Source organism: Gillisella vitis, from assembly GCF_021559775.1.
Lineage (GTDB): Bacteria > Pseudomonadota > Alphaproteobacteria > Rhizobiales > Rhizobiaceae > Allorhizobium > Allorhizobium ampelinum.
Genome location: NZ_CP056051.1, coordinates 206,882 through 231,679, shown reverse-complemented (window position 1 = coordinate 231,679; position 24,798 = coordinate 206,882). Strand labels below are relative to the sequence as shown.

The 24,798-nt window shown below is 52.5% G+C and carries 18 protein-coding genes and 4 pseudogenes; 16 read left to right on the top strand and 6 right to left on the bottom strand.

Features of this window, described 5'->3' with window-relative positions; all coding sequences use genetic code 11:
• Positions 1–116 precede the first annotated feature (116 nt).
• The 9 genes from AVCG78_RS27055 to AVCG78_RS27015 all read left to right on the top strand — a co-directional run bounded on the left by AVCG78_RS27055 (position 117) and on the right by AVCG78_RS27015 (position 8,945).
• Entirely contained in the window at positions 117–1,160 is a 1,044-nt protein-coding gene (locus AVCG78_RS27055) for an ABC transporter ATP-binding protein (protein ID WP_012649078.1), read from the top strand.
• On the top strand, positions 1,157–2,014 hold the full coding sequence (locus tag AVCG78_RS27050; RefSeq protein ID WP_012649077.1) for an ABC transporter permease: 858 nt from the start codon (positions 1,157–1,159) through the stop codon (positions 2,012–2,014). Before AVCG78_RS27055 ends, AVCG78_RS27050 begins: the two co-directional genes overlap by 4 nt.
• Positions 2,011–2,808 (top strand): ABC transporter permease, encoded by a 798-nt coding sequence (locus tag AVCG78_RS27045; RefSeq protein ID WP_012649076.1) that lies wholly within the window; start codon positions 2,011–2,013, stop codon positions 2,806–2,808. Before AVCG78_RS27050 ends, AVCG78_RS27045 begins: the two co-directional genes overlap by 4 nt.
• A gap of 11 nt (positions 2,809–2,819) precedes the next feature.
• On the top strand, positions 2,820–3,947 hold the full coding sequence (locus AVCG78_RS27040) for an NAD(P)/FAD-dependent oxidoreductase (RefSeq protein WP_041699620.1): 1,128 nt from the start codon (positions 2,820–2,822) through the stop codon (positions 3,945–3,947).
• On the top strand, positions 3,928–4,233 hold the full coding sequence (locus AVCG78_RS27035) for a (2Fe-2S)-binding protein (RefSeq protein WP_041699529.1): 306 nt from the start codon (positions 3,928–3,930) through the stop codon (positions 4,231–4,233). Before AVCG78_RS27040 ends, AVCG78_RS27035 begins: the two co-directional genes overlap by 20 nt.
• A complete protein-coding gene (locus AVCG78_RS27030; RefSeq protein ID WP_012649074.1) occupies positions 4,230–5,624 on the top strand; it encodes an NAD(P)/FAD-dependent oxidoreductase in 1,395 nt (464 codons plus the stop codon). Before AVCG78_RS27035 ends, AVCG78_RS27030 begins: the two co-directional genes overlap by 4 nt.
• 223 nt (positions 5,625–5,847) lie before the next feature.
• A complete protein-coding gene (gene traR, locus AVCG78_RS27025) occupies positions 5,848–6,540 on the top strand; it encodes an autoinducer-binding transcriptional regulator TraR (RefSeq protein WP_012649073.1) in 693 nt (230 codons plus the stop codon).
• A 1,152-nt stretch (positions 6,541–7,692) separates the two neighbouring features.
• The gene (locus tag AVCG78_RS27020) at positions 7,693–7,866 is read left to right on the top strand and encodes a hypothetical protein (protein ID WP_156583134.1); all 174 of its coding nucleotides are present in this window, start codon (positions 7,693–7,695) and stop codon (positions 7,864–7,866) included.
• Between the two features lie 818 nt (positions 7,867–8,684).
• Positions 8,685–8,945 (top strand): NAD/NADP octopine/nopaline dehydrogenase family protein, encoded by a 261-nt coding sequence (locus AVCG78_RS27015; RefSeq protein ID WP_234665194.1) that lies wholly within the window; start codon positions 8,685–8,687, stop codon positions 8,943–8,945.
• A 517-nt stretch (positions 8,946–9,462) separates the two neighbouring features.
• Here AVCG78_RS27015 and ipt read toward each other — a convergent pair.
• On the bottom strand, positions 9,463–10,173 hold the full coding sequence (gene ipt, locus AVCG78_RS27010) for an adenylate dimethylallyltransferase Ipt (RefSeq protein WP_012649069.1): 711 nt from the start codon (positions 10,171–10,173) through the stop codon (positions 9,463–9,465).
• Positions 10,174–11,339: 1,166 nt separating this feature from the next.
• Here ipt and AVCG78_RS27005 point away from each other — a divergent pair.
• Positions 11,340–11,951 carry a transposase gene (locus tag AVCG78_RS27005; protein ID WP_012649068.1) on the top strand — a complete coding sequence of 204 codons (612 nt, stop codon included), beginning with the start codon at positions 11,340–11,342 and terminating at the stop codon, positions 11,949–11,951.
• A protein-coding gene (locus AVCG78_RS27000) for an IS630 family transposase (RefSeq protein ID WP_174083776.1) occupies positions 11,917–12,980 on the top strand; the annotation gives its coding sequence in 2 pieces (ribosomal slippage) (positions 11,917–12,408 and positions 12,411–12,980; 1,062 coding nt in all). The genes AVCG78_RS27005 and AVCG78_RS27000 overlap by 35 nt, the downstream gene beginning before the upstream one ends.
• Positions 12,981–12,996: 16 nt before the next feature.
• Here AVCG78_RS27000 and AVCG78_RS26995 read toward each other — a convergent pair.
• Entirely contained in the window at positions 12,997–13,242 is a 246-nt protein-coding gene (locus AVCG78_RS26995; protein WP_139191521.1) for a hypothetical protein, read from the bottom strand.
• Between the two features lie 1,054 nt (positions 13,243–14,296).
• A complete protein-coding gene (locus AVCG78_RS26990) occupies positions 14,297–16,291 on the bottom strand; it encodes an FAD-dependent oxidoreductase (RefSeq protein ID WP_324611384.1) in 1,995 nt (664 codons plus the stop codon).
• Positions 16,292–16,798: 507 nt separating this feature from the next.
• Between AVCG78_RS26990 and iaaH the strand changes: the two genes are divergently transcribed.
• Both iaaH and AVCG78_RS26980 read left to right on the top strand, forming a co-directional pair.
• On the top strand, positions 16,799–18,187 hold the full coding sequence (iaaH, locus tag AVCG78_RS26985; protein WP_012649066.1) for an indoleacetamide hydrolase: 1,389 nt from the start codon (positions 16,799–16,801) through the stop codon (positions 18,185–18,187).
• An 831-nt stretch (positions 18,188–19,018) separates the two neighbouring features.
• Positions 19,019–19,611: pseudogene (locus AVCG78_RS26980) on the top strand (transposase); the annotation flags it as partial.
• Here AVCG78_RS26980 and AVCG78_RS26975 read toward each other — a convergent pair.
• A pseudogene (locus tag AVCG78_RS26975) lies at positions 19,609–20,172 on the bottom strand (IS5 family transposase); the annotation flags it as partial. The pseudogenes AVCG78_RS26980 and AVCG78_RS26975 overlap by 3 nt on opposite strands.
• 53 nt (positions 20,173–20,225) lie before the next feature.
• On the opposite strand from AVCG78_RS26975, the pseudogene AVCG78_RS26970 reads away from it, so the two are divergent.
• Positions 20,226–20,368: pseudogene (locus AVCG78_RS26970) on the top strand (IS5/IS1182 family transposase); the annotation flags it as partial.
• A gap of 56 nt (positions 20,369–20,424) precedes the next feature.
• Positions 20,425–21,645, top strand: coding sequence for an IS256 family transposase (locus tag AVCG78_RS26965; RefSeq protein WP_012649065.1), 1,221 nt, complete (start codon positions 20,425–20,427; stop codon positions 21,643–21,645).
• A 49-nt stretch (positions 21,646–21,694) separates the two neighbouring features.
• Here the strand turns inward: AVCG78_RS26965 and AVCG78_RS26960 are convergent.
• A pseudogene (locus AVCG78_RS26960) lies at positions 21,695–21,958 on the bottom strand (transposase); the annotation flags it as partial.
• Positions 21,959–22,212: 254 nt separating this feature from the next.
• On the opposite strand from AVCG78_RS26960, the gene AVCG78_RS26955 reads away from it, so the two are divergent.
• A complete protein-coding gene (locus AVCG78_RS26955; protein WP_234618232.1) occupies positions 22,213–23,655 on the top strand; it encodes an IS4 family transposase in 1,443 nt (480 codons plus the stop codon).
• Positions 23,656–23,855: 200 nt separating this feature from the next.
• Here the strand turns inward: AVCG78_RS26955 and AVCG78_RS26950 are convergent, their stop codons facing one another.
• Positions 23,856–24,479: an HAD family hydrolase gene (locus tag AVCG78_RS26950; protein ID WP_012649062.1), complete on the bottom strand. Its 624-nt coding sequence runs from the start codon at positions 24,477–24,479 to the stop codon at positions 23,856–23,858.
• Between the last annotated feature and the right edge of the window lie 319 nt (positions 24,480–24,798).

Below are 24,798 nucleotides of genomic sequence, written 5' to 3'. Positions count from 1 at the left end.
TGGCTGGGAGACGCTCACTATGCCCTCATCGGACAAAGCAAGGTGAAAGCAACGCCGCCTTTCAGGTAACACTCGCCGACGCCGTATTGTCCGTTTTCTATTTCAAGGAGAATACTGTGTCCTATCTTCGTCTGGATAGACTGCGCAAGGTCTACGGGCCCGCCGTCGCCGTAGACGGCATCAACCTCAATGTTGAAAAAGGGGAGTTCGTATCGCTCCTCGGCCCGTCCGGTTGCGGGAAAACAACCACCCTTCAGATGATTGCCGGGTTTGTGGAGCCGACGTCAGGCAGTATTAGTCTCGATGGTGCCGAGCTTTTGAAGCTTCCGCCCAATCGCCGGGGCCTTGGAATCGTATTTCAGAGCTACGCCCTGTTTCCGCATATGACAGTTGCCCAAAACCTGTCTTTTGGGCTGGAAATGCGCGGGGTGTCGAAGGCCGAAATAACCAAGCGCGTCTCTGAGATGCTCGATATTGTTGGCCTTTCCGACAAGGCGGCTCGCTATCCCCGCCAAATGTCCGGCGGTCAGCAACAACGCGTTGCGCTCGGCCGCGCGCTCATCATAAAGCCTGCAATCCTGCTTCTCGATGAGCCACTTTCCAATCTCGACGCAAAAATGCGCGAGGAAATGCAGATCGAGTTGAGGCAGATACAACAGACCCTCGGCACGACGACCGTTCTCGTTACCCATGATCAGCACGAGGCTTTGGCTCTTTCTGACCGTATCGTTGTGATGAGCGCTGCGAAAGTCGAGCAGATCGGCACACCCCAAGACGTTTACGAAACTCCGGCCACTCCTTTCGTGGCGTCGTTTCTGGGCAAGACGAACGTCTTCGAGGGAACAACGTCCGCAGACGGCCTGACGTTTGGCGATTACACCGTTCCATTCAGTCGTACCCACGAAGGCCGGGTGTCTTTCTCCGTCCGACCAGAGAAAATCTCGATGTCGTCTGAGACCCAGCCTGGTTTGCGGGGTCGGGTGAAAACGCGCGTCTTCCAGGGCGACCACTGGCTCCTCCAGATCGATACGGCCGCAGGTCGCGCGATTGTCGTCAGTCCAAATAATGGCACTTTCATTCCTCTCGAAAACGCCGAGGTCTGTCTCACCGTCAAGCCGGAAGACCTGATCGTCAGTAAAGCGGCGGGGGAGCGGATATGAGCGTCCGCCGCGAAGCTTACATTTTAACGACGCCGGCAGCGCTACTTTTTCTTGGTATCGTTGCCGTACCTCTCGTCATGACGGTCATCCTTTCCCTCAATGAATGGAGCTCGACCGAGGGCATCATTCCGGTTCTGGTGACCAAAAACTACAGGGAAATATTCTCCGACAGCTACTTTGCGGAGATTTTCTTCCGAACTCTCCGGATATCCCTCCTGGTGACGTTGACCAGCATTCTCATCGGTGTGCCGGAGGCGTACATTCTCCGACGCATGCGTGAACCCTGGCGCTCCATGATGATTCTGGTCGTCATCGGGCCGCTGTTGGTTTCCGTCGTGGCTCGAACGCTTGGCTGGGCGCTGATCCTAGCTGGTAACGGTATCCTTTCACAAAGTCTGCAAAAGCTGGGGCTCGTCAACGCGCCTGTCTCGCTGATGTTCACGGAAACGGGGGTCGTCATAGCGCTGACACACGTTCTCGTGCCGTTTATGGTCCTCGCCGTATGGGCCTCGCTCGGGCGCATGGATCCGTCGACCGAGCGGGCGGCCTCGTCACTTGGGGCCGGACCGGCGACTATTTTCAGGCGTATTGTTCTACCCCAAGCAATGCCCGGTATTTTATCAGGCAGTATCGTCGTCTTCACGCTTTCCGCCAGCGCCTTTGCAACGCCTGCGATTATCGGGGGCAGGCGGCTCAAGGTGGCTGCAACGCTCGCCTATGACGAGTTCCTGAATACGCTGAACTGGCCGCTTGGTGCCGCGATCGCCGTCCTATTGCTGATCGGCATCGTGTTCCTTGTCATCGGATGGAATCGTCTCGTGGAACGTCGCTACTCACAGGTATTTTCGTCATGAAAAATGGGCCCATCGCACTTCTGTTCAACACCCTCTTTGTAATTTTCCTTCTGGCACCGATGGTGCTCGTTTGCCTGATCGCGTTTACGCCGGAGAACTATCTCGCATTGCCAACCAACGGTTTCTCATTGCGTTGGTTTCAACGGCTAACCGAACGACCGGAGTTCTTCGAGTCGTTTAAAACGAGCGTCGGAATTGCACTTGCATCAACTGTCATAGCACTGCTGTTCGCTGTCCCGGCTGGCCTCGCGATCGCCCGCTATCGTTTCCTCGGTCGCGCAGCCTTGAATGCGCTGTTTCTGTCACCGTTGATGCTCCCGCATGTGGTTCTTGGTATTGCCTTTCTTCGCTTCCTGACCGAAATCGGCATTTCCGGTACCACGACAGGCCTAATCATCGGGCACATCGTGATCGTGTTCCCGTTCGCAATGCGTATGATCCTTGCAAGCGCCTCGGGGATGGATATGCGGATCGAAGACGCGGCCGCTTCCCTCGGCGCCGGTCGACTGACGATATACAAGCGGATCATTCTGCCGCTGATCGTACCGGGAATTGCAAGTGGCTTTGCATTATCGTTCATTCAAAGTTTTGACGAAACCACGATGACCATCTTCGTCGCATCGCCGACGACAACCACGTTGCCGGTCCAGATGTTCAACTACATTCAGGATAATATCGACCCACTCATCTGCGCCGTCTCCGCGCTGCTTATTCTTTTCACCGTTATCCTCATGGTGATCTTGGATCGGTTGTACGGACTTGAGCGCCTCTTCGTTGGTGAGGGTCAGGCGTGATATCTGCAGCCATGAATTCTAATCGCGACGAGAGTGACGTCGTCGTCATCGGCGGGGGCGTCGTAGGGATGACCCTCGCTTATGGTCTGAGCCAGCGAAACCAGTCCGTCATAGTTCTTGATGAGGGCGATGATGCCTTTCGGGCCTCGCGCGGCAACTTTGCCTTAATTTGGGTTCATGGCAAAGGTCTGGAGAACCCCGCTTATGCCCGATGGAGCGCAACGTCTGCAAACCTTTGGGAGAGCTTTGCAAGTGAGCTTTCGGACGAGGCAGAGATGCCTCTTTTTTACTCCCGGCCTGGCGGTTTCATCGTGTGTCTTAGCGAAGACGAGCTTGAGCAACGGGCCTTTGCTCTTCGGAGGTTGCACAATATCGCTCCTGATACCGCTAGCTTCGAAATCCTCGACCATGCTCAGATGAAAAAGATGATGCCGGGCATCGGCCCGGACGTGGTAGGTGGCACTTACAGCGCCGCAGACGGACACATCAATGCGCTCCGGCTGCTCGGAGCGCTTCACAAGGTAGCGAACCAGCGTGGTGTCTCGTACCGGGCTGGTGAGCATGTCGCGACAATCACGCCCTCGAGCAGTGGATTCCGTGTCCGTAGCGCAAGCGGCGAGGTCTCGTGCAACAAGATTGTCCTCGCCGCGGGGCTTGGCAATAAAGATCTTGCGCCGATGGTCGGACTTACCGCCCCGGTCGCACCTGAACGGGGACAGATCATCGTCACCGAAAAGCTCGAACATTTTCTCGACTATCCGACCGGGTCCGTCCGTCAGACGAACGAAGGGGGAGTTTTGATTGGAGACTCGAAGGAAGATGCAGGATTCGACAAGAGCACTGACAGCAGAACGCTGGCAACGATCGCCAAACGCGCTGTTCAAACGTTTCCGCGGTTGGCATCGGCTCAGATCGTTCGAACCTGGGGTGCTTTGCGAGTGATGAGTCCTGATGGATATCCGATCTACGATGAGTCGATAACCTGTCCAGGCGCTTACGTCGTCACCTGTCATAGCGGCATAACATTGGCGGCCGCTCACACCCGAATTATAGCCGAAGCGATTGCCGCTGGCGATTGGCCGGCGGTTCTCGACCCCTTTAGCGCACGGAGACTTGCCCATGTTCCGGCATCTGAGTGAAGCAAAGGTGACCGTCTGCCTCACCGTCGACGGCCATTTGGTTGCCGCCTCACCTGACGATACAGTCGCCACGGCGCTGCTTATTGCAGGCGTAACCCCTTTTCGGAAGACCCCGGTAAGCGGCGCGCCCAGGGCGCCTTACTGCGGCATGGGCGTGTGTTTCGACTGTCTCGTTACGATCGATGGTGAAGCAAACCGACAGGCATGTCTGACGCCTGTTCGCGAAGGAATGACGGTTACGACCGGCGTTCCCGGCCCAAGCCACAAACGGAATACGCGCGCATGACCCGGGAACTCATTGATATTGTCATCATCGGTGCTGGCCCGGCCGGTATGTCTGCCGCAGTCGAGGCTCGCAATGCCGGACTATCCGTAACTTTGATCGACGAAGGCATTGGAGCCGGTGGCCAGATATATCGATCTGTCTTGAACGAGCGTCCGGACCTGGGGACCATCCTGGGCCCTGATTACCTAGCTGGCCGGCAACTGGCCGAAGATTTCCACGCATGCGGGGCAACCTATTTGCCCCGCACAACAGCATTCATGATCGAGCAAACAAGCGAGCAACTTTCTATTGGCATATCCGCCGCCGGTCGAGCACGCTTCATCGGAGCGCGGTTCGTAATTATCGCAACTGGTGCGCTGGAGCGCCCATTTCCAATCAAGGGATGGACACTGCCTGGCGTCATGACCGCAGGCGCTGCTCAGACGATGTTGAAGGCAAGCGGGACTGTCCCTGGCGGCAGCACGTGCCTCGCAGGCTGCGGCCCGCTCCTGTATCTGCTCGCGGCACAATATATTCGGGCTGGCGTGAATGTCTCAGCTGTTCTGGATACGACGCCATGGTCAAATGCTATCAGGGCTTTGCCATTTGCCCCAGCGTTCCTTGCCACTCCTTACTTCCGGAAGGGCATCAAGCTGATGCGCGAAGTCCAAGCGAAGGTGAGGGTAGTCCGCGGCGTCTCAACGCTCGAGGCGGTAGGCGAAAATGATCTTACCAGTGTAAAATATACGCTGCGTGGCAAGAGCCACACGGTAGAGGCTGAAACACTTCTTCTACACCAGGGTGTCGTACCGCAAGTTAATCTCGCGATGTCGGTCGGTGTCAGGCACGACTGGAACGACGAGCGATTGGCTTTTGAACCTGTCCTCGATGACTGCGGTCAGACTTCGGTGCGAAACCTTTTCATTGCCGGGGATAGTGCCAGCATCAGCGGGGCCGAGGCAGCATCTTGCAGGGGTCAACTTGTGGTGGCGGGCATTCTCAAGATGCTCGACAACAAGTCGCGAGATGCCAGTAAAAGCGAAGCTGCGGCACGGAAACAGCTCCGTAAAGCCAGCCGCGGACGCCTGTTTCTCGAAAAGCTCTATCGGCCCGCGCCTCAGTTCCGAATGCCGGCAGACGACGTGATCGTTTGTCGGTGTGAGGAGGTACGGGCGGGGGAGATCCGCGCAATTGCAGCTCGCGGCGCGAAGGGCCCGAACCAGGCAAAGGCTTTCAGTCGCGCTGGAATGGGGCCGTGCCAGGGTCGATCGTGCGGCCTAACAGTATGTGAGTTGATAGGAGATGCGACCGCTCAACCGCCCGGCCAAGTGGGATACATGAATATTCGAGCACCTGTTAAACCTGTTACCTTGGGTGAAATGGCCCGCAGCCAAGACTATCCGTCTGATTGACCGATGTATCTGGTGCATATCCATAAAGAAAGGATTGTATCGCAAAGGACTTTTTTGTCGTTGTGGAAGAATTGGTAGCCTTCTCTTCCTATCTCCATGCCTTAACTTGCAACGGTTTGCTTAACCGTCCTCTATTTATTTCATTCTGTATATCGCCCTAAGGGAGGGACAATGCTCAACTGTTCCATCTGACAAAATACGGAGATGAATAATGCAGCACTAGCTGGACAAGCTGACTGATCTTGCCGCGATCGAAGGCGATGAGTGCATCCTGAAGACCGGGTTGGCGGACATCGCCGATCATTTCGGCTTCACCGGCTATGCCTACCTCCATATCCAGCACAGGCACATCACCGCCGTCACCAACTATCATCCCGAGTGGCAGTCGGTCTATTTCGACAAGAAGTTCGACGCTCTCGACCCGGTCGTCAAGCGCGCAAGATCCCGGAAGCACATCTTCACCTGGTCTGGCGAGCACGAGCGACCGACACTGTCGAAGGACGAGCGTGCCTTCTATGCCCACGCAGCCGATTTCGGCATCCGCTCCGGCATCACCATACCCATCAAGACTGCCAACGGCTCGATGTCGATGTTCACGCTGGCATCAGAGAAGCCGGTGATTGATCTCGATCGGGAAATCGATGCAGTGGCAGCCGCGGGAACCATCGGGCAGATCCATGCCCGTATCTCATTCCTCCGCACCACCCCTACCGCGGAAGATGCCGCATGGCTCGATCCGAAGGAGGCCACCTATCTGAGATGGATTGCCGTCGGCAAGACGATGGAGGAGATCGCCGACGTCGAAGGGGTCAAGTACAACAGCGTCCGCGTCAAGCTTCGCGAAGCCATGAAGCGCTTCGACGTCCGCTCCAAGGCTCACCTAACCGCGCTGGCAATCCGACGAAGACTCATTTGAGGGGGGTTAACCATCCAAGTTTTGCGAAGCGCCGATCCGAGCGCTTCCATCGCATGGATGGTACGCTCGCTCCTCTCGTTTTCCAAACCCGAGTTCACCTTCTATTTGCACGTGGTCGAAATAGCTTACAAGGCCAAACCGATCGAGCTTTCATCGCTGAATATCGGCGGCTCCATTTGTCACCAATCCGAAACGTATCCCCATTTGTTGAAACGCCAGCATGGTCGTCACTGCCTCGTCTACGAGTTGGATGCTCGCGCTTCTCGCTCTTGTAAAGAGGTCGCTGAACGTAGTCCCCTCGTGCTGCGATCCGAGAGCGGCTATGCTAGCCCGAGCCTCCGTTGTCATAATTTCACGGGCCTGGTTGATCCCGCCGAACGATCCAAGGCGAACTTCTTTCGCTTGCTCGGATGACGTCCAAAATTCGTGCAGCGCGGTTTCGACGCGGAACGCAGCACCAACTAACTTGTGTAGCTGAGATGTTCCAACTCGGTGGCCACACCGAGAATGATTGCCCTCCGATTCCTGCCAGGATAGTATCATCCAGATCAAAAAGGATCGTTTCAGGTCTACGGAGGGTCATAACAACAGACCATGCTTCAGACGTATCCGGAAGAGCCAAAACGCTATTTCGATCGTATGACTGCAACTCTCGGCCGGCTGCAGGAGGGGGAGATCTTCTGCGTTGTCGGTACGAGGCTCAATGCCAAGCGCATACACACCTGATTGGTAGGGCTCGCCGTATCGCCAGCTTGTTGAGGTGCCTGCGGCAGAAGAACAACCCTACCGATATGTCGAGCAACGGGTTTGACAGTAGGATGGGATCGGACTTCGGGATACCACGGTTATCAATGGCATCCACACGTCCGCCGTACCTTTTATGGGGCACAGGTGGATGAACCAGCAGCTTCGCCGCCAGGAGTTTAGGTAAACCTGTTAACTCCGGAGGCCTGAGGCTGTCCGAAACAACGTGCGCCTTCACCTCGTCCGGCCAGTGCCGGGGAACCTCGTGTCCTGGCTTCCTAGGGGTGAGAATCTCCAATGGACTCTCCATGGAGAAACTCCTGTTGCGCGTCCTTTGGAAAAGCGATCACAGATTTGGATGGGGAGGACGACGTTGGGGCAGAACATCGGTTATAGAGTCTTGAAATTATGAACGAATTTACCAATGCACAAACTAATAAAGATGACTTAGCAATAAATCCTGCCAACAAAAGACGTCAGGGCTTACGTGAACCACGAATTCTGCTTGCAATAATTGGTCATTTGAATGTGCTGCTTTTTCTGCTTCTCCCGACCCCACATAAAGATGATTTAGGCCAATAAAGTCATGCGTCTGACGTATGCAGTGATCTATTTTACCGCTAAGTCGCGAAAGTTGGGCCGGCAAATTGGACTTTCCCGCCCCGATCCTTCTATTTAATGGCCAACTTACCGGGGGTCCATACCACAAAATCCTTCCAATTTTACAATGACCAAGATAGCTATTCTCGGCGCAGGGAACCTTGCTCTCACCCTTGCCGGCGATATCGCTCTGAGGCTCAGCGGTCGAGTCCATGCCGTTATCTGGGCACCACCTTCCAACCGAAGCAATTACACTCAAGTCAGAAGCATAGTCACGCTGCAACTGGTAGGCCCGACCTATGGAGGCAGCTTCGAGCCGCAGTTGGAGGATGATCTCCAAGCCATAATCTCGGACGCAGAGTTCGTCTTTCTGACAGTTCCAACGTTGGGACATGAGGGTATTCTACGGCAGTTGCTGAATCCGACCTGAGTCACTCTGTGCTCGTAGCTTTGCCGGGCAGTGCAACGTCTTTGACTTGCAAGAAAATCCTATCCCCCAGTTTGTCGCCTGCTGCAATCATTGAGTCAACCACATCCCCATATGCCTGCCGCCGTGTGGGTAAACGCGTTAATATGCTTGGCGTGAAAACCTGTTTCGAGGTTGCGGCAACACGGCCTCTCAGCGAGGATCTCACAAGTCGCTTTGAGGCGCTTTTCCCAAACCGACTGCAGTGGTACAAAAATACTGCCTCCATATTTTTATCGAATACCAACCCGGTTGCACATCCTCCTGGCATACTAGCGGCAAGAGTCGCGATGAATGCGGGTTGAGCCCTCTCCCGAAATTCTACCGGGGGTTTGTGCCGCAAGCGATCGAGCGTGTTCTCGCATTAGACAATGAACGCCTTGAGATTGTTCGCGCGCTCGGTCAACACTCTGAAACAGATTTCGAATACTCGAAAAAATGGTATGGAGGGCAGGCCCCAGCAATGAACTCTGTTATCGAGGAGGCCGGCCTTGTTCTCGAGGAGAACCTCTTTGAAACTGGCCGAACTCTTGCTTCGCTGGGGTTAGCTCGCGCGCCCCTGAATCGCATCGTTGAGGCACTCAATGGAAACTGAAATCCGTCTCTCAGCTTGATCTGATGTAATATATTGTGATGCATAGAAGCATCCAGGGTGTGTTTTAATTTTCTGTTTTGCGAGAGGTTTGAATAATGTCTGGCACGTTCGATACAATTGGCCAGCACTACTGTATAATATATTATATTGTGAAATATTACGCATTTTCTTATTATAGATTCACAAATAAATTTAGTTTTAAACAAATAATCTACAAACAAAACGAAAACACAATATAATAACAAACTATATCGACAATTCCGATATTTAACATTGCGAATAAACACCAAAAACGCAAATAGGAACATAAAAGCGTTTATTCAAACATACATATTACATTAACGACAATAGAATGTCGCCCTTATACCGGGAAACTTAGCAACAAAGTCCCCGTCAGGTCGCATCATAATAAACACACTGCGTACAATTTTATTAGCTATATAACAGTAGTATTGTACGCCTTAGAAGTAGGGAGCAACGGTATTTTGGAGAATTGCGCAGATAGGCAAGCCTACTGCTACTGAAATGGAGGTCCCTCCCCACCAGCAAGCGAGGGCAAGGGAAGTTCTTGTTCCTGTTGACGGGCGTAGCAGAGATATTCATGCGCCATACCGTGCACCAACTGCTCAAGTTGACGACGGTTCAGGCTTGTAAGTGCATCCATCTCCAGACCCTGCTTCCCAGCAAATTCTATAGCATAACGATAGCCACATATTCCCTCAAGTGTGGCTCTCAGCGCAGTTGTCTTCCAGACAGAGACCAGTTCTCCCAAAAATGAATTTCCCTGCTCATCCGGTTGCATCATCTGATTGATCCTCTTCTTCGCCGCTGCCAGAAAAATCTCTTCACCGCCGAGGTGAAGTCGGGTGACATGCCATGTAAAGCCACAATTCCAATAGCTGCTTTGAGCCATACGTTTGAACAGTGAGATTGAGCCCCCCTCAAGTATCACCCCACCCTCGGGCTTGTGAGCTTCGACTGCTGCGACGAGACATTCATGAGCTCGTTCAGCGCTGATTACACCTTCATCAAGCGATCCTTCAATCAGGTAAATACGCCTGGTTCCTTGAAATTCTGCAGCAGAAGGTCGCCCACCTCCAACAGAAAGCTGGGAGTAGCATTGGATTCGGTCCAGTACTATCACAGGAAAACCAGTTCTTTTAGCAAGAGCTATTGCAACTGAAGTTTTTCCCGTAGATGTCGGCCCGAAGATCAAGTGTGCTTCCATATTTTGTCTGCTCAATATCTTGTAGTTTTGAGCGCTTGGGTTTGGATTTGCAAAATGGCCAATTTATAGAGCGATATCTCATATGGTAACATTCAGTATAACTGATTGACGGTCAAATCGATTAGCTCTCTCAACAACTGGTGGGGACACCATTCGACTTTTGGTAAGGCGCGCCGCATTTGTTGAAATCTCAAAGGTGAACTGAGCAAGTGGCCCAGACAATGAACTGCTGACCTTTATAGTCTGTACAGCGACGATCTGTAAGAAGCAACAATAGTGAAGCGATGACGGAAGTGCTTACGTCTTCCCTACAACGACAAACTTTTTCCAATTAAGTCTTCGGAGGTGGCCCACCCTTCGCATACAGCCGCCCCGCACTAAGAAGGAATATTGACTAATTGCTCCAGAGCGCCAGCAAGCGGGGTCAATCATTCTGTCGTTTTGCAATCACCTACAGACAAAGGCGAGGCATTTGATGTTTCGGCAGGTGGGAAGCACTCGATTGACACTTACACTTTGATATATCCTGCCATCAGCCACTCGATCATATAGGAGGCGAGCAATGATGGTTCTGGCTCAACGATGAACCAGTTGGAAAACGGCGAAGCTGTTCGTCGGATACGCAGTCACCACGACGGGCGAGCCAGGAAAAGCTTCAAGCGCGACGAGAGGAGATGAAAGCTTTCGGAATAATGTTTCACCTCCTTATGTCGATGGCGGATGACGCTTTTTTTCCAATAGAATCAACTACGTGGACTTGGTAGGCACACTTGGCAATATCGAGATCAACAACACTAACTTGAGCATCATGAACCTCCGGGTTGACACGTCTCCATCATTTCTCGCGGCTGCCTCCGGCGGAAGGGGGCCATACCATCATACAAGACGACCGTTCTTCTCCCTGGCGGATCTGGAAGCCAACGCGCCGAAAGGCGGGGCAAAAGCGGCGCCGCGATCTCACCGGCTGCCATCGAGATAGCACGGCGGTTCGATGCACCGTTTACGATCGAGCGTATTAATGTGTCGGCCACGGTAGCGGCGGAATAGTCCAGCCGCGGGTGAAGTAAAAATCGGCGACCTATTTCCTTCTGCAATGAGCGCAGGAGGAACAAGGGATCTACAACTTGGAAATATATCTCAAGGTTCGTCTGGCGGTCTGAGAAGGGATGACGCAGCGTCAGGCAGCGAAGCGTTTCAACGTACCGCCCGACAGCGTGGCTAAGATGGTAGCCTATTCGACGCCCCCTGACTATCAGGGGCGTTCACCGATCCTGCGTCCGAAGCTGGATGCGTTTGTTTCGACGATCGAGCATTGGCCTGATGAGGATCTGAAGGTTCCGCGCAAGCAGCAATGTACGACCAAGTTGGTGTTTGACCGGCTGTATGAGAAGTGCGGGTTAACCGACGGCGCCACGATCATCAAGGATTACATGCGCGAGCGGGATCAGCGCCGTCACGAGGTGTTCGCGCCGCTGTCGCATCCGCCCCGCCATCCGCAGGCCGACTTCGGTGAGGCGACTGGGGACATGCTTCAGCCTGATGTGCTGGTGGCGATGTTGCGGCTAAATGATCTTGGCCGGAGCGCCAAACGCCTTTCGAAGGAGTTCGGATGCGGTCATCAGGACCTCTGGCTCAGAGGATATGTCGACTTATACCAGCCTGCGTTGAGGCTGACTCAGGTTGTGGATTCCCAAAGCGATGAAAGTGTGAATCAATGGCGTCCTGCATCGAAAGGACGTGGCGATGGGACAAGCGATCGGCTTGCGGGAAGATTTTGACGGAGCGTCGCTCCGGCGACTGGCGCGATTATCAAAGAGCGCGCCGCAGGCCCGGCGACTGCTGGCCCTGGCGCAGATCTACGAGGGGAGCAGCAGGAGCGAGGCCGCAAGGATTGGCGGGGTGACCCTTCAGATCGTGCGGGACTGGGTGATCCGGTTCAATGCCCGTGGCCCCGACGGTCTTCTGGACGGCAAGGCGCCGGGCAAGCCGTCGATCCTCAACGATGCCCAGCGTCGTGCGCTGGTCGAGGCGGTCGAGCGCGGGCCGATCCCGGCGATCCATGGTGTCGTGCGTTGGCGGTTGATCGACCTTGTGTATTTGCTGCACGAGGAGTTCGCGGTGTCGCTCGACGAAACCACCGTGAGCCGCGAGTTGAAAAAGCTGGGCTATGTGAAGCTGACCGCGCGACCACGTCATCATGCGCAGAACGAGCTGGCCATGGAGACATTCAAAAAGGGGGCTTTGCTGCCGAAGTGGCAAAGGTCCGGACAAGCCTCCCGAAGGGCACGTCCATAGAAGTCTGGTTCCAAGACGAGGCCCGCGTCGGTCAGAAGAACACCATCACACGGCGCTGGGCCAGACGCGGAACACGACCCTCGGCGCCCAAGGACCAGCGCACGAAATCGGCCTACATCTTCGGAGCCATCTGCCCCGAACAGGGCAAGGGTGCCGGGCTGATCCTGCCCTTTTGCAACACAGAAACGATGTCGCTACATCTCGCTGAGATCGCGCTCGCCGTAGCGCCGGGCGCGCACGCCGTGGTGTTGATGGACCAGGCCGGATGGCACATGACCGACAAGCTCGAGGTCCCCGACAACATCAGCATCATCGCGCTACCCGCCAAGTGTCCCGAGCTGAACCCGGTCGAGAACGTTTGGCAATTCATGCGCGATAACTGGCTTTCCAATCGCGTTTTTACCTCCCACGACAATATTCTCGACCACTGCTGCGAGGCTTGGAACAAGCTGGTCGATCAGCCTTGGCGCATCATGACCATCGGCCGCCGAAAATGGGCTCGTCAGTTCTGATCAATGCAGGTTGGTATTAGTCGTGATCGACTGCCGCGGCGAGATCATTACCCGCCATCCGCACTTCTGAGGAAAATTCGCGGCGTTGACATACCTGCCGCTGGTCGAGCAGAAAATCTCGGCTGAAATGCGCGATTTTAAAACTGTCGATCCAAGTTCTGCCGCCTGTCGGCAAGAAGAAGCGATATCCTGCCTTGGACCTTACCGTCATCCACGCGGTGGAGCCTAACCCTCCAGCCAGCCGCAAGCGTATAAATTGCAAGCTACTGACCGATCTTGAGGTGAATAGCTGCGAGGACATAGTCGGAAAAATAAAATGGTACGCGATGCGCTGGAAGATTGAGGTCTTCTATAAGATCCTCAAGTTCGGTTGCCGGGCCGAAGACGCGAGACTACGAACGACCGACAGATTGGCAAACCTCTTTGCCGTATTTTGCATCATGAGCTGGTCAGTGCTCTGGTTGACGATGCTCGCGCGCACTTGCGCCAGAAACACCACCAACCGCGCCTCTCATCGAATAGGAAATCGATATCCTCGATCAAATGGTCAGCAACGCAGGCAACAGGCAGGCGACGCTGAGATCGTTAAACTTCTATCTCATCAAACTCGCTCGTTTGGGCGGTTACCTTGCAAGAACATCAGATCCGCATCCGGGAAATACGGTTGTCTGGCGCGGCCTCAGTCGGCTGACAGATATTCGCCTTGGAACCGAAATGCGGCGACACTCAAATGTGGGTAATTGCAAGCAACGCCGGAGGGGTGCGACGGATGCACGGATGCACGGATGCACGGATGCACGGATGCACGGATGCACGGATGCACGGATGCACGGATGCACGGATGCACGGATGCACGTGACATCACCATATATCCTGTCAAGACTTACACAATAAGGGCGCCGTTGTCTTCCAGGAGAATTCAACGTTGTAATTGTTTGCTATTGCCCTGTTTCAACATTTGACTTTGGAGCAGGTAGACAGGCGACCTTTGACCAAATTCTTTCTCGCTAAATAGCTGACGCTAGCATTAATCAACCCAAATTTTAAAAAAAATTCCATAATATAAATACATTTCGAAGTATTGCTAGAAGATGTATTAATGCTTTAATAAGCATTCCATTATCGCTCTGAAATACTTTTGCAATTAAATTTGCGTTTGGTACCATCCATTATAATACTTACTACTCTAATTTGCAATTATTTTCGCTATTTTTCACATATACACATAACTAGAATATTTTATTACATTATACGAAATAAAAAACGTAACGTTATGCGTTATAGCATCCTTTTTATGTCTACAGGTAGACACTACTCTAGTAATGATAGTTAACGAACTCGTTTGTCAGGGGGTTATCGCCGCTAATTAAGCCGCCAGCATCTCTAATCGTTGCCATCGCAGCGTTACATGCAGTCTGGATAGCGCCCTCCACCCATCCGCCAGAAAAGGAACAACTGCACCCGGCCAAACAGACACGTCCATCAGGCTCTCCGTTCAGTCGAAGCGGCTGAAAGAAAAGCCTTTTTGAATAGACGTCTTCGCATCGGCGATTTAACTTGAAAGCACCGCCTGCATATGGGTCCAGAATCCAGTCGTGCTGGATGATGTTGTTATCGTAATCCCCATCAGCCGGCTCAAGCAAATCCGCAAATCTAGGATATGATTTTGCGAGATCGCGCTTCAAGATTTGAAATCTTTCTCCTTTATCGAATGTCAGGAGTTTATGGGAATCGTCTTCCCAAGTGTAGCTCAAAAGTACAAGGCCTTTTCCGCTCGGTTTATCAGGCTCGTAATCCAGACAGTAAACTGCTTTGGCAACACCGGTTGTCAGTATGCAGGAAGGGAGTTCTTCAGCTTTCCAGAACTTATTCTGCGTGAGAACAAACAGCTTTGATGAGCCTGTCATGTGGCTGTTCTCGATCGCTTGGTTAACGTCGTAAGAAAAAAAGCTGTCATCATTGGTTAAGAGATGCCTCAACTGAATATTCGTAAAGCCAGATGTTACGATCACGCGATCAAAGGTTGCATGCATTCCTTCGCCAATAGCTAGCGAGATTCCTGACTCGGTCCTAATTATCTCCTTCACCTCTTTGTGGATTATCCGATCCCGGATTGAATATGACCCAACTTTCTGCTGAGATAGCCTTCGTGGGATTTCCTCTATTCCATCAAGCAGCAACATTACATTGTCTTCATAGCCATTCACTATCAACCGCAATATCTCGATGAAGCCGCACCCAAATACCGGACCGAATCCGCCCGACCCCACTCCGAGCTCTTTGAATAGCTCCATGTCGACATCTCTGGTCCATTTCTCCCCACCTGGTGGGTGAGCACCCCTAAAGATTCTCTCTATTCCGGACGAAAATGTTTCGCTGCTGAAGGCATCCAGCCACTTCTGCCAAAGCGAGGAAGCGAACTCATAGTTACGAAGCCGGAGACACTCAGTTAGTGTAAACGGGGACGCGAATGCTGCAACACCATCTACAAAACCCGCGTGCAAGAATGTACGCCAGCCTTTATGAACTCGATTGAAAATTGCTGGGGGGAGGCTATGAGCTTTCCAGTTGTAGCTTCTCCCGCGGTAGTACAAGCCGGTATCAACCGTTCCTGGATTTGGAAATTTAGTCATTGCATTGATTCCTAGATATTCCAGCAGGTAGAACAAGCAAGCTTGGCTGCGAGGAAACCTCATTGCACCAAGTTCCGCGCAGACCGACGGTTCGCCTTTGAAGAAGTGTGTGTGGGCTCTACCTCCCACCACGTTTTTGGCTTCGAATATGGTAACGTCGTCGATACCGTTTCGCAGCAAAAGTGTTGCGGAAACCAATCCTGAAATACCGGCTCCAATGACGGCAACTTTTGGTTTTTTAGTTTCTTTAGGGAAAGAGGTGACCCCTTCGCTAAAAGCTCCTCCCTCGAGAAATCCGCGATAGTCGTAGAGAACATCGATTTGAGGAAACTCACAACTGACGCCCCTAGGCATCAAATTTCTTCCAAACGCGACAGGAGAGTGCACACTGTCTTTTGTGATCGAATAACCAGAAATTACCGGAAAATCCTTCCCAAGACTTGGAGACTTTTGCATTAGAGCCATCTGCAGCGGTAGGACCAAGAAATATGCTAAATCTTCAAAGGAATATTCGTAGCTTGTGACTAGTGCTGCAGCTTGCATCAGCAGGACTTGAGGGACTTGCTCATCATAGGGCGGCAAATCCGTTACGAAGATTTTCCCAAGCGGGGCGTCATCATGAGGCATTGTCGAAAGTAAACCTTCCAGCACGGTTTTGCTTGTGTAAGCGAACCCCATCAATATTTGTCGACAGACGCTTGCTCTGTGCCCCCTAGGATGCAAGCAAATCTCGCAAATGTTGGTTTGCCGCGTCTTCTCGAGCTCATCTTTCAAGCGACCTTTATCTTCAATGTTGAGCAAGTTCTTGGTGGAGTAGCTTCTGTTTGTGATTCTAGAATAGAAAAAATTAGCCATTGAAAATAAGAAATATTTCGATGCTGTTTCTGCTCTGTGCTTAAAGCATCTTTTATAGAAGTAACTTTTAACCGAAAAATCATTTTGATTAATAGTGTAGGTCCCACGAAGACAATTTGCAGAGCTGGTCTGGAGGGTTGTGCGGAAGAAAAGTCTTCAATCTGCAACAGTATCCTTGCACGCCTATTCAAAATTGAAGGGACCCACTGTCGGGCAAAGTCAACTCATTGAATTTAACCCCGTAATTGGCGGTGTAATTGTATTACAAAATTATAATTAAGGGTACTCGTCATATAATATCAAAAAAATAGAGCCGGTCTTGCTAGTAAAATGGTTGAAATATCATCAATTTCGCAGACGTTGAGAGCTCTAAGGAGGAAACAGTATTCATGTCGGGACCTAGTTGAGTCTTTGGTCTCCCGTTCGGAATCTGCAACCCACTTGAACGCCTTCGCTGCAACTGACTGGCTTCATCTAAGAAATGAGGCAGATCGTGTGGATAGGAACGGATCCGGCGGGGTGGGCCTTATGGGTATCCCCCTTTGTTTCAAAGCAAACATAGCGACTGGAATATTCCCGACGTCCGCTGGCACACAGGGACTGCTTCGGCACAAGCCAGCTATTCCGGCAAAGATAGTAGAGCGACTTCATTCAGCCGGTGCACTGATTGGGGCGTCTGGAAATATGCACGAGTTATCTTTTGGTATAACAAATGACAACAAGACGTTTGGTCCCGCACGAAACCCTTGGAACCAGGCTCTGATCTCTGGTGGATCGAGTGGGGGCGTTGCTGTCTCGGTAGCAGCCAATTTGATGTTGGGCGGCATAGGAACTGACACCGGCGCTTCTGTTAGGCTTCCGGCGGCACTATGTGGGGTTGTTGGTTTTCGTCCAACATTTGGCAACTATCCAACCGATGGCATTGTGCCGGTGAGTCCGTCGAGAGACACTCCTGGCCTCATTGTCCGCTCGGTTGAAGATGCGGTTCTATTGGATCGGATCATTCGCAACAAGTGTCCTACTCAAAATATGTCACTCAAGGGGCTTCGGTTGGGTCTGCCTCGATCCCACTTCTTTGATAATCTCGAACCGCATGTTGCGGCAGCCTCGGAACGAGCAATTCGACGTCTGGCTACCAACCAAATGACGTTCGTGGAAGCGGACATTCCGAATGTTGCGGAGCTAACCCGCAAAGTGAGCTTGCCAGTTGCTATTTATGAGTTTCCCCGAGCGCTCATGGCCTATCTCTCGTTTCACGGGATTGGAAACACGTTTGATGAGTTGATACAGAATATTCAGGATCCACAGGTCTATGACCTCGTGCAATCTCAACTATCAAAAGGACTTATTTCAGAGTCGGTCTACCGGAGGGCGCTTCGGTGCTACAAGCCCAGGCTAAAAGCAACATATGAGAATTATTACTCCTCCAACGGCCTTGACGCTGTTTTATTTCCTTCAGTTCCCCTAACCGCCAAACCAGTAGGGCTGCAGACTACGCTTGTACACAACGGCGTCGAGACTGATACCTTTGGAATTTTCGTTCGAAACCTAGATCCTAGCAGTAACATCGGGCTGCCAAGCTTGAGCGTCCCAGTGTCGTTGACACCCGACAGGCTACCGGTTGGAATACAGATCGAGGGCCCGTTTGGGTCGGACGATATGGTGTTAGCGATCGGGCGTGCTGTAGAGGAAATGGTCAAATTCGGTCAAGAATATTAGTAATATTTAATTTCAGTAAGTTTCCTTTGCCCATTAGTGGGGTATGTAGCAAACATATATTATTTATTTTTATGTTTTTGCAATTCATTTTCTATATTATATAAATACCGCTCCAATTAAACCTCGCAGAACCCTAACTAAATATTAGCATCATTAACATCCATCGCATTTTCAATAACGGGAATTCTCAATATATTGTAAAAATCGTGATTTTAATTAATAAAGTATAACGCGTCATACTTACGTTTGTATTATTAGAAATATTGAACAAACAATTATATTAAAGACGGACACCGAAACTTACGACATTTGACGGCTTGGGGTCCAATCTTGCTTCTCAATGAACTACGGAATCAATTATTTTATCACAATTTTTTCTTCTTATGACGACGAGCTTAATTGAACAATAAGAATGCTACGGCTAGGATTATTTGATTGCGGGTACTCATCACAAATTACAGCATTTTGTTTACATGACAATACATCCTGCCACCAGCCACTTGGTCGTGTAGGGGGGCGATGCTGTTTATGGCTCAACGATGCACCGTAAGCGGCAAGGCGACCCCGTCTGGCGAAGAGGGTTAGCGGTCGGATATCGGTAGCGGACGTTGTCAGCCGAAGTGAGCTTCTATGTCTGCGCCTAGGCTGTGGTGACGATTTACGTTTTTGGGATTCCCGCGGGGCGTCAAATCAGGTTCAACACTGGCTTTTGGAGTTCGGTGATGGATTGCGATGCACTGCGGGATGATGATCAGTGGGAGCGGATCAAGGGTTGGACTTGCCCGGAAGAAGTGGAGAGCGAATCCCTAACCTTTGATAGGATTTCGCCCTATGACGAACACGAAGAAGAATTCACCCGGCCGCCACGCCAAGTTCACAGATGCTTTCAAAGCTGAGGCTGTCCGACTTGCGCGCACCAGCGGCAGGCCGTTGCGTGCAATATCCGATGATCTTGGCGTTGGGCTCTCGACGCTTGGGAAATGGGTGAGCGCCCACAAGGAAGCCGACCTGCTTTCTGGACCACACGAAGATACTGCCAAGGAACTGGCGCGTCTTCGCAAGGAAAATGAAATTCTGCGTCAGGAGCGCGATTTATTAAAAAAAGCAGCCGCCTTCTTTGCAAAGGAAACCATGAAATGAAATTCAAGGTCATTGCGGCAGAGAAGGCCAATGTTCCTGTTCAGCGTGCCTGCACGCTTCTGGGTGTCAGTGAAAGCGGATATTACGCTTGGGACATACGCAAACCAAGCCTGCGGCAAAGGACGGACATGGTTCTTTTGGCTCATATCCGGGCTCAGTTCACCACCTCACATGAAACCTATGAAAGCCCACGCATGACGGTGGAACTGAAGGAAGACGGGGTTTGCGTCGGTCGCCACAGGGTTGCTCGCATCATGCATGACAATGGTTTGAAGGCATTGCAGATGCTTGAGCCAGGGCCAGCGCTTGCTCACGCTATCGAGCATCAACTGCGCCCCGGCGCTGTCGGAGATGTCGGCGGGTGTGAGATTGACCATCAGCAAGCGGCCATCGGTATCGACCGCGATGTGGCGCTTGCGTCCAACGATCTTCTTGCCGGCGTCGTAACCTCTTTTCTTTGCTGCTGGAGCCTTGACCGACTGGCTATCGATAACCCCGCCCGTCGGGCTCGCTTCGCGTCCCGAGCGCTGGCGGTCGAGCATCAGCGCGACATCATGGATCGTCTGGAACATGAAACGCCGGACGAAGCGACGAAACCACCAATAGACGGTCTGCCATGGCGGGAAATCCTTGGGCAGCATCCGCCAACCGCCGCCCGAGCGCGCCAAATAACGGATCGCGTTCAAAACCTCGCGCAAATTCGTCTCAACTGGACGACCGTTCCTACGCGCGCCGGGTAGGAAAGGCTGTATGCAGGCCCATTCCTCATCGGTCAGATCCGTCGGGTAGCGTTTCGTCTTCTTGGCAATGTCGGCCATTCGGCCACGCGTCGTTGAGGTCCACATCCCAAGCTTGAATCACATGACACAAAGCCGTTCAAGGGGTTCTCAAACAGTCTCTCACCGAGATGCTCGCCGTTCTTGCCCGTGAGTCCGATCTGGAATGGCTGATGATCGACAGTACCATTGTGCGGGCGCATCACCATGCCGCCGGTGCACGACAGTCAAAAGGGGGGCGGATGCCCAAGGCATGGGTCGGTCGGGAGTGTCAGGAATTTCGTGTACGGGCGTGCATAATGGGTACAAAGGAGATCACCCATGGCACGACGGAAAGAGCCTATTATCCCGGATAGTATTTTGGACCAGCTTCTGGCGGGTTCGGACGCGAAGACAGCTTTCGAGAGCAATGGACTGCTCGATCAACTGAAGAAGGCGCTGGCAGAGCGGGCTTTGAATGCAGAGATGGATCATCACCTCTCTGGCGAAACGACCCCCGGCAACAGCCGGAATGGCTACGGCCGCAAGACGGTGCTGACGGATAGCGGCTCGCTTGAGCTTTCCATCCCGCGCGACCGGCAGTCGAGTTTCGATCCTCAATTGCTTGCCAAATATCAGCGCCGCTTCCCAGGCTTCGATGAGAAGATCGTATCGATGTACGCGCGAGGCATGAGCACGCGCGAGATCGTCGGGCATGTCCAGGAGCTTTACGGCATCGACGTGTCGCCAGACTTGATCTCGGCCGTCACCGACGCGGTGCTGGACGAGGTGGCGATATGGCAAGCGCGGCCACTAGAGCCGGTCTATCCGCTGGTATTCTTCGATGCGCTGCGGGTCAAGATCAGGGATGAAGGCCACGTTCGCAACAAGGCGGTGCATATTGCGCTCGGCGTACGAGGCGATGGCACGAAAGAAATTCTCGGCCTCTGGATCGAAACCAACGAGGGCGCGAAATTCTGGCTGCGGGTGATGAACGAGCTAAAGAACCGTGGCGTCGAGGACATCTTGATCGCCGTCGTTGACGGCCTGAAGGGCTTTCCCGAGGCCATCAATGCAGTCTTCGCAGAAACGACGGTGCAAACTTGCATCGTACACCTGCTACGAAACTCGCTGGATTTTGCCTCTTGGAAAGACCGCAAGGACCTGGCCCGAGAGCTGAAATCCATCTACGGCGCTATCGACGACAAGGCGGCGGAGGCGGCCCTGACGACGTTCGAGGGTGGCTTCTGGGGCCGAAAATTCCCCGCCGTCGCCCAGATTTGGCGGCGAGCCTGGCAGGAGGTCATCCCCTTCTTTGCCTTTCCCAAGGACGTGCGCCGGATCATTTACACCACGAACGCCATCGAAGCGCTGAACTCCAAGCTGCGCCGCGCTGTCCGGGCAAGAGGCCATTTCCCAAATGACGACGGTGCGACCAAACTTCTCTATCTGGTCTTGAACAGATCGGAGAAAGAGTGGAAGATGCCACCCAGGGAATGGGCGATGGCAAAATCGCAGTTCTCAATTCTCTTTGCGGACCGCTTTCAGGCCGCAAGGGCGTAGACGCGAATGTTCAACCGCACGCCCGTACACGAAATTCCTGACACTCCCCGTTGGCCTGACGAAGCTCGCGGTTCTCCCGCTCAAGAGCCTTCATCTTCTCAACCACATCGCTCCGCAATCCAGCCCGCTTACCAGTATCCACCTCAGCCTTTTTGACCCACTCATGGAGTGTATGCGGCGCACAGCCTATTTTGGCCGCTATCGATGAGATCGCGGCCCAACGGGACGGATGTTCGGCTTCATGGTCCAAAACAAGCCGCACCGCTCGGGCCCGAACTTCAGATGAAAATTTGTTTGTTGTCTTGCTTGTCATGGCTCCACTTTCTCACGAGTTGGAGCCTCCGGTAAACACGGGGCGGTTCACACGGGCAAAATCAGTCGACATTTACTCGCGTGTGACATATGACTTCAAAATCCTCAGTGGTCGCTTCGACGTAAGCCTCCGTTGAATCTTGCAATTACCCATAAGTAGCTGACTCCTTTGGGAAAACTTTCGTTGAAATCTTGAATTGAAAGAATCACTTGTGATTCTGTGTCGAGCACCTGATTCTTTTGAGGCGGTGCTTTATGTCGGTTCGTGACGATGTGATGGCTGATAGTGACGGCCATTGGAGCAAGCAGGAAATAGACGCGGGGTGTTTCAAGGATGTTCGCCTTGGCCGACGCTGCACAGAACTTTTACGACAGCTCGGGGAGCACATGGGCGGCTCTATTCCTTTCGCCTGCCAGGATTGGGCCAACACGAAAGCGGCTTATCGGTTTTTCTCCAACCCGAATGTTGAGGAAGGCGATATCCTCAACGGTCATTTCGCCGCGACCGCTCAGCGCTACGATGCTTCCCAAGGTCCGATCCTGGTGCTGCGGGACACAACTGAGTTCACCTATCAGCGCCGTAATCCGCATGCCGTTGGCTTTACCAAGAGCGTCAACAGTGGCCGAGACAAACAGGAGCGGCTGCGCCACCACACGGTCTGCGGAATATTGATGCATTCGAGCCTTGCTGTAACTTTGGATGGGCTACCCTTGGGGTTGGCGGCCGTCAAATTCTGGAGCCGCGACAAGTTCAAGGGCACGGCCCAGCTCAAGCGCAAGATTAATCCGACGCGTGTTCCGATCGAAACCAAGGAAAGCATCCGTTGGCTTGAAAATCTGCGGCAATCCGTCGGCCTGCTTGGCCAACCTGACCGATGCATTCATGTAGGCGATCGCGAAAGTGATATCTACGAACTCTACTGCCTGACCAAGGAGCTTGGCACGCACTTCGTCGTGCGCACGGTCGTCGACAGGTTGGCTGGCAACGGGGATCACACGATATCGGCTGAAATGCGCGATGTTGAAACTGCCGGACGGCACCTTATCGAAGTTCGCGCCGATACCGACGAGGTCACTAAAGTCCACCTGGATATCCGATTCAAACGGATCCGGGTGTTGCCGCCCATCGGCAAGATGAAACGATATCCTGCTTTAGACCTGACCGTCATCCACGCGGTGGAGCCCAACCCTCCGCCCGGCAGCAAGCGCATCGAGTGGAAGCTACTGACCGATCTTGAGGTACATAGCTGCGAGGATGCCGTCGAAAAAATCAAATGGTACGCGATGCGCTGGAAGATTGAGGTCTTCCATAAGATCCTGAAGTCGGGTTGCCGGGCTGAAGATGCAAGATTACGAACGGCCGATCGACTGGCAAACCTCGTCGCCATGTTCTGCATTATGAGCTGGAGGGTGCTCTGGTTGACAATGCTCGCGCGCAGTGCGCCCGAAATACCGCCAACTGCGGCCCTCACCGAACAGGAAATTGAAATTCTTGATCAAATGGTCAGCAACGCAGGTAACCGGCAGGCGACGCCGGGATCGCTAAACTTCTATCTCACCAAACTCGCTCGTTTAGGTGGTTACCTCGCAAGAACATCAGATCCGCCACCAGGAAATACGGTCGTCTGGCGCGGTCTCAGCCGGCTGACGGACATTCGCCTCGGAACCGAAATCGCAGCGACACTCAGATGTGGGTAATTGCAAGCCGTTGAATGCCGCAGTTCAGACCCTTACCGTCCATGTATGCTTCTGGCGTAAAACCGGGGGCGTTCATCGACTACTGGCAAATCTGACGACATCCGCTTTCAGCCCTAATCCTCTCTGCATGCGCAGTAATTTCAATGTAATTGTAAATGTGAATTTAGTATTATCAGCACATCAGGCGCAGTTCTTCTTCTCTATATAGGTTTCAAGTCTATTAATTCCTCAATATCGTCGAGAATGTGAGTGGGATTGCTGTACGCCAAAGCTTCTCTTTTGGCATAACCCCACGTTACTGCTGCGGAGGCAATATTTTGGCTCGTCGCCGCCTCAATATCACGTACCTCATCTCCGACAAGAAGGACTTCATTCCGAGACTTATTACACCGACGAAGTATCTTATTGATCCTTTTGCCCTTCCCAAATATCGGCGAGCTACCCTCTATATGAGCAAAGTATCCCTCCAATGGCCCGAGCACGCGCTGAATATTTTCAATGCTGTTCGAACTTAAGATTGCAAGCTCCACCCCTTGATCTTGGAGGAGAAATAAGACCTTTTCTGTCCTAGGGAATATATGGAACGTGGCCTCGCGAGCCAGTTCACGCAAATCTTTCACGATCAGAGGAATGCGCCAAATCGGAACTCTCAGCCATTTCAAAACCTGGCAGACTGAAAGGCCACGCAGATATTCAATCTGAGTGTCGTTGGGCGTTATAAATCGGTGACGTTCGGACATTTCCCTCAGAGCGCTTATCATCCAGCCGCCGCTGTCGGCCAATGTACCATCAAAATCAAATATTATTAGCTTATAGGCGTCCATTTTTCAGCCCTTCCATATTTCGTATATCTTCCCAATCATCATCATAAATAACGTTCTAATATTGTAGATATATTTATATATCGCACATTAATACATAGTTATAATGGACGCCTCTTAGGATTACCGCTTTTTGTATCAATATTTTCATAGATATATCGAGTTTTCATTTTTGACCGCGATCTTACTTGACGACTATCATTCCCTGACAGCTCGTTAAACAGAAACTGTGTTTCAATAGTAACGTCCGCGATCGGTTTGCTGCCGAGGCATGCTGGGGAGCCCCGTCAGTCGTTATTCAGCGCTACCGAATTCAATCAAA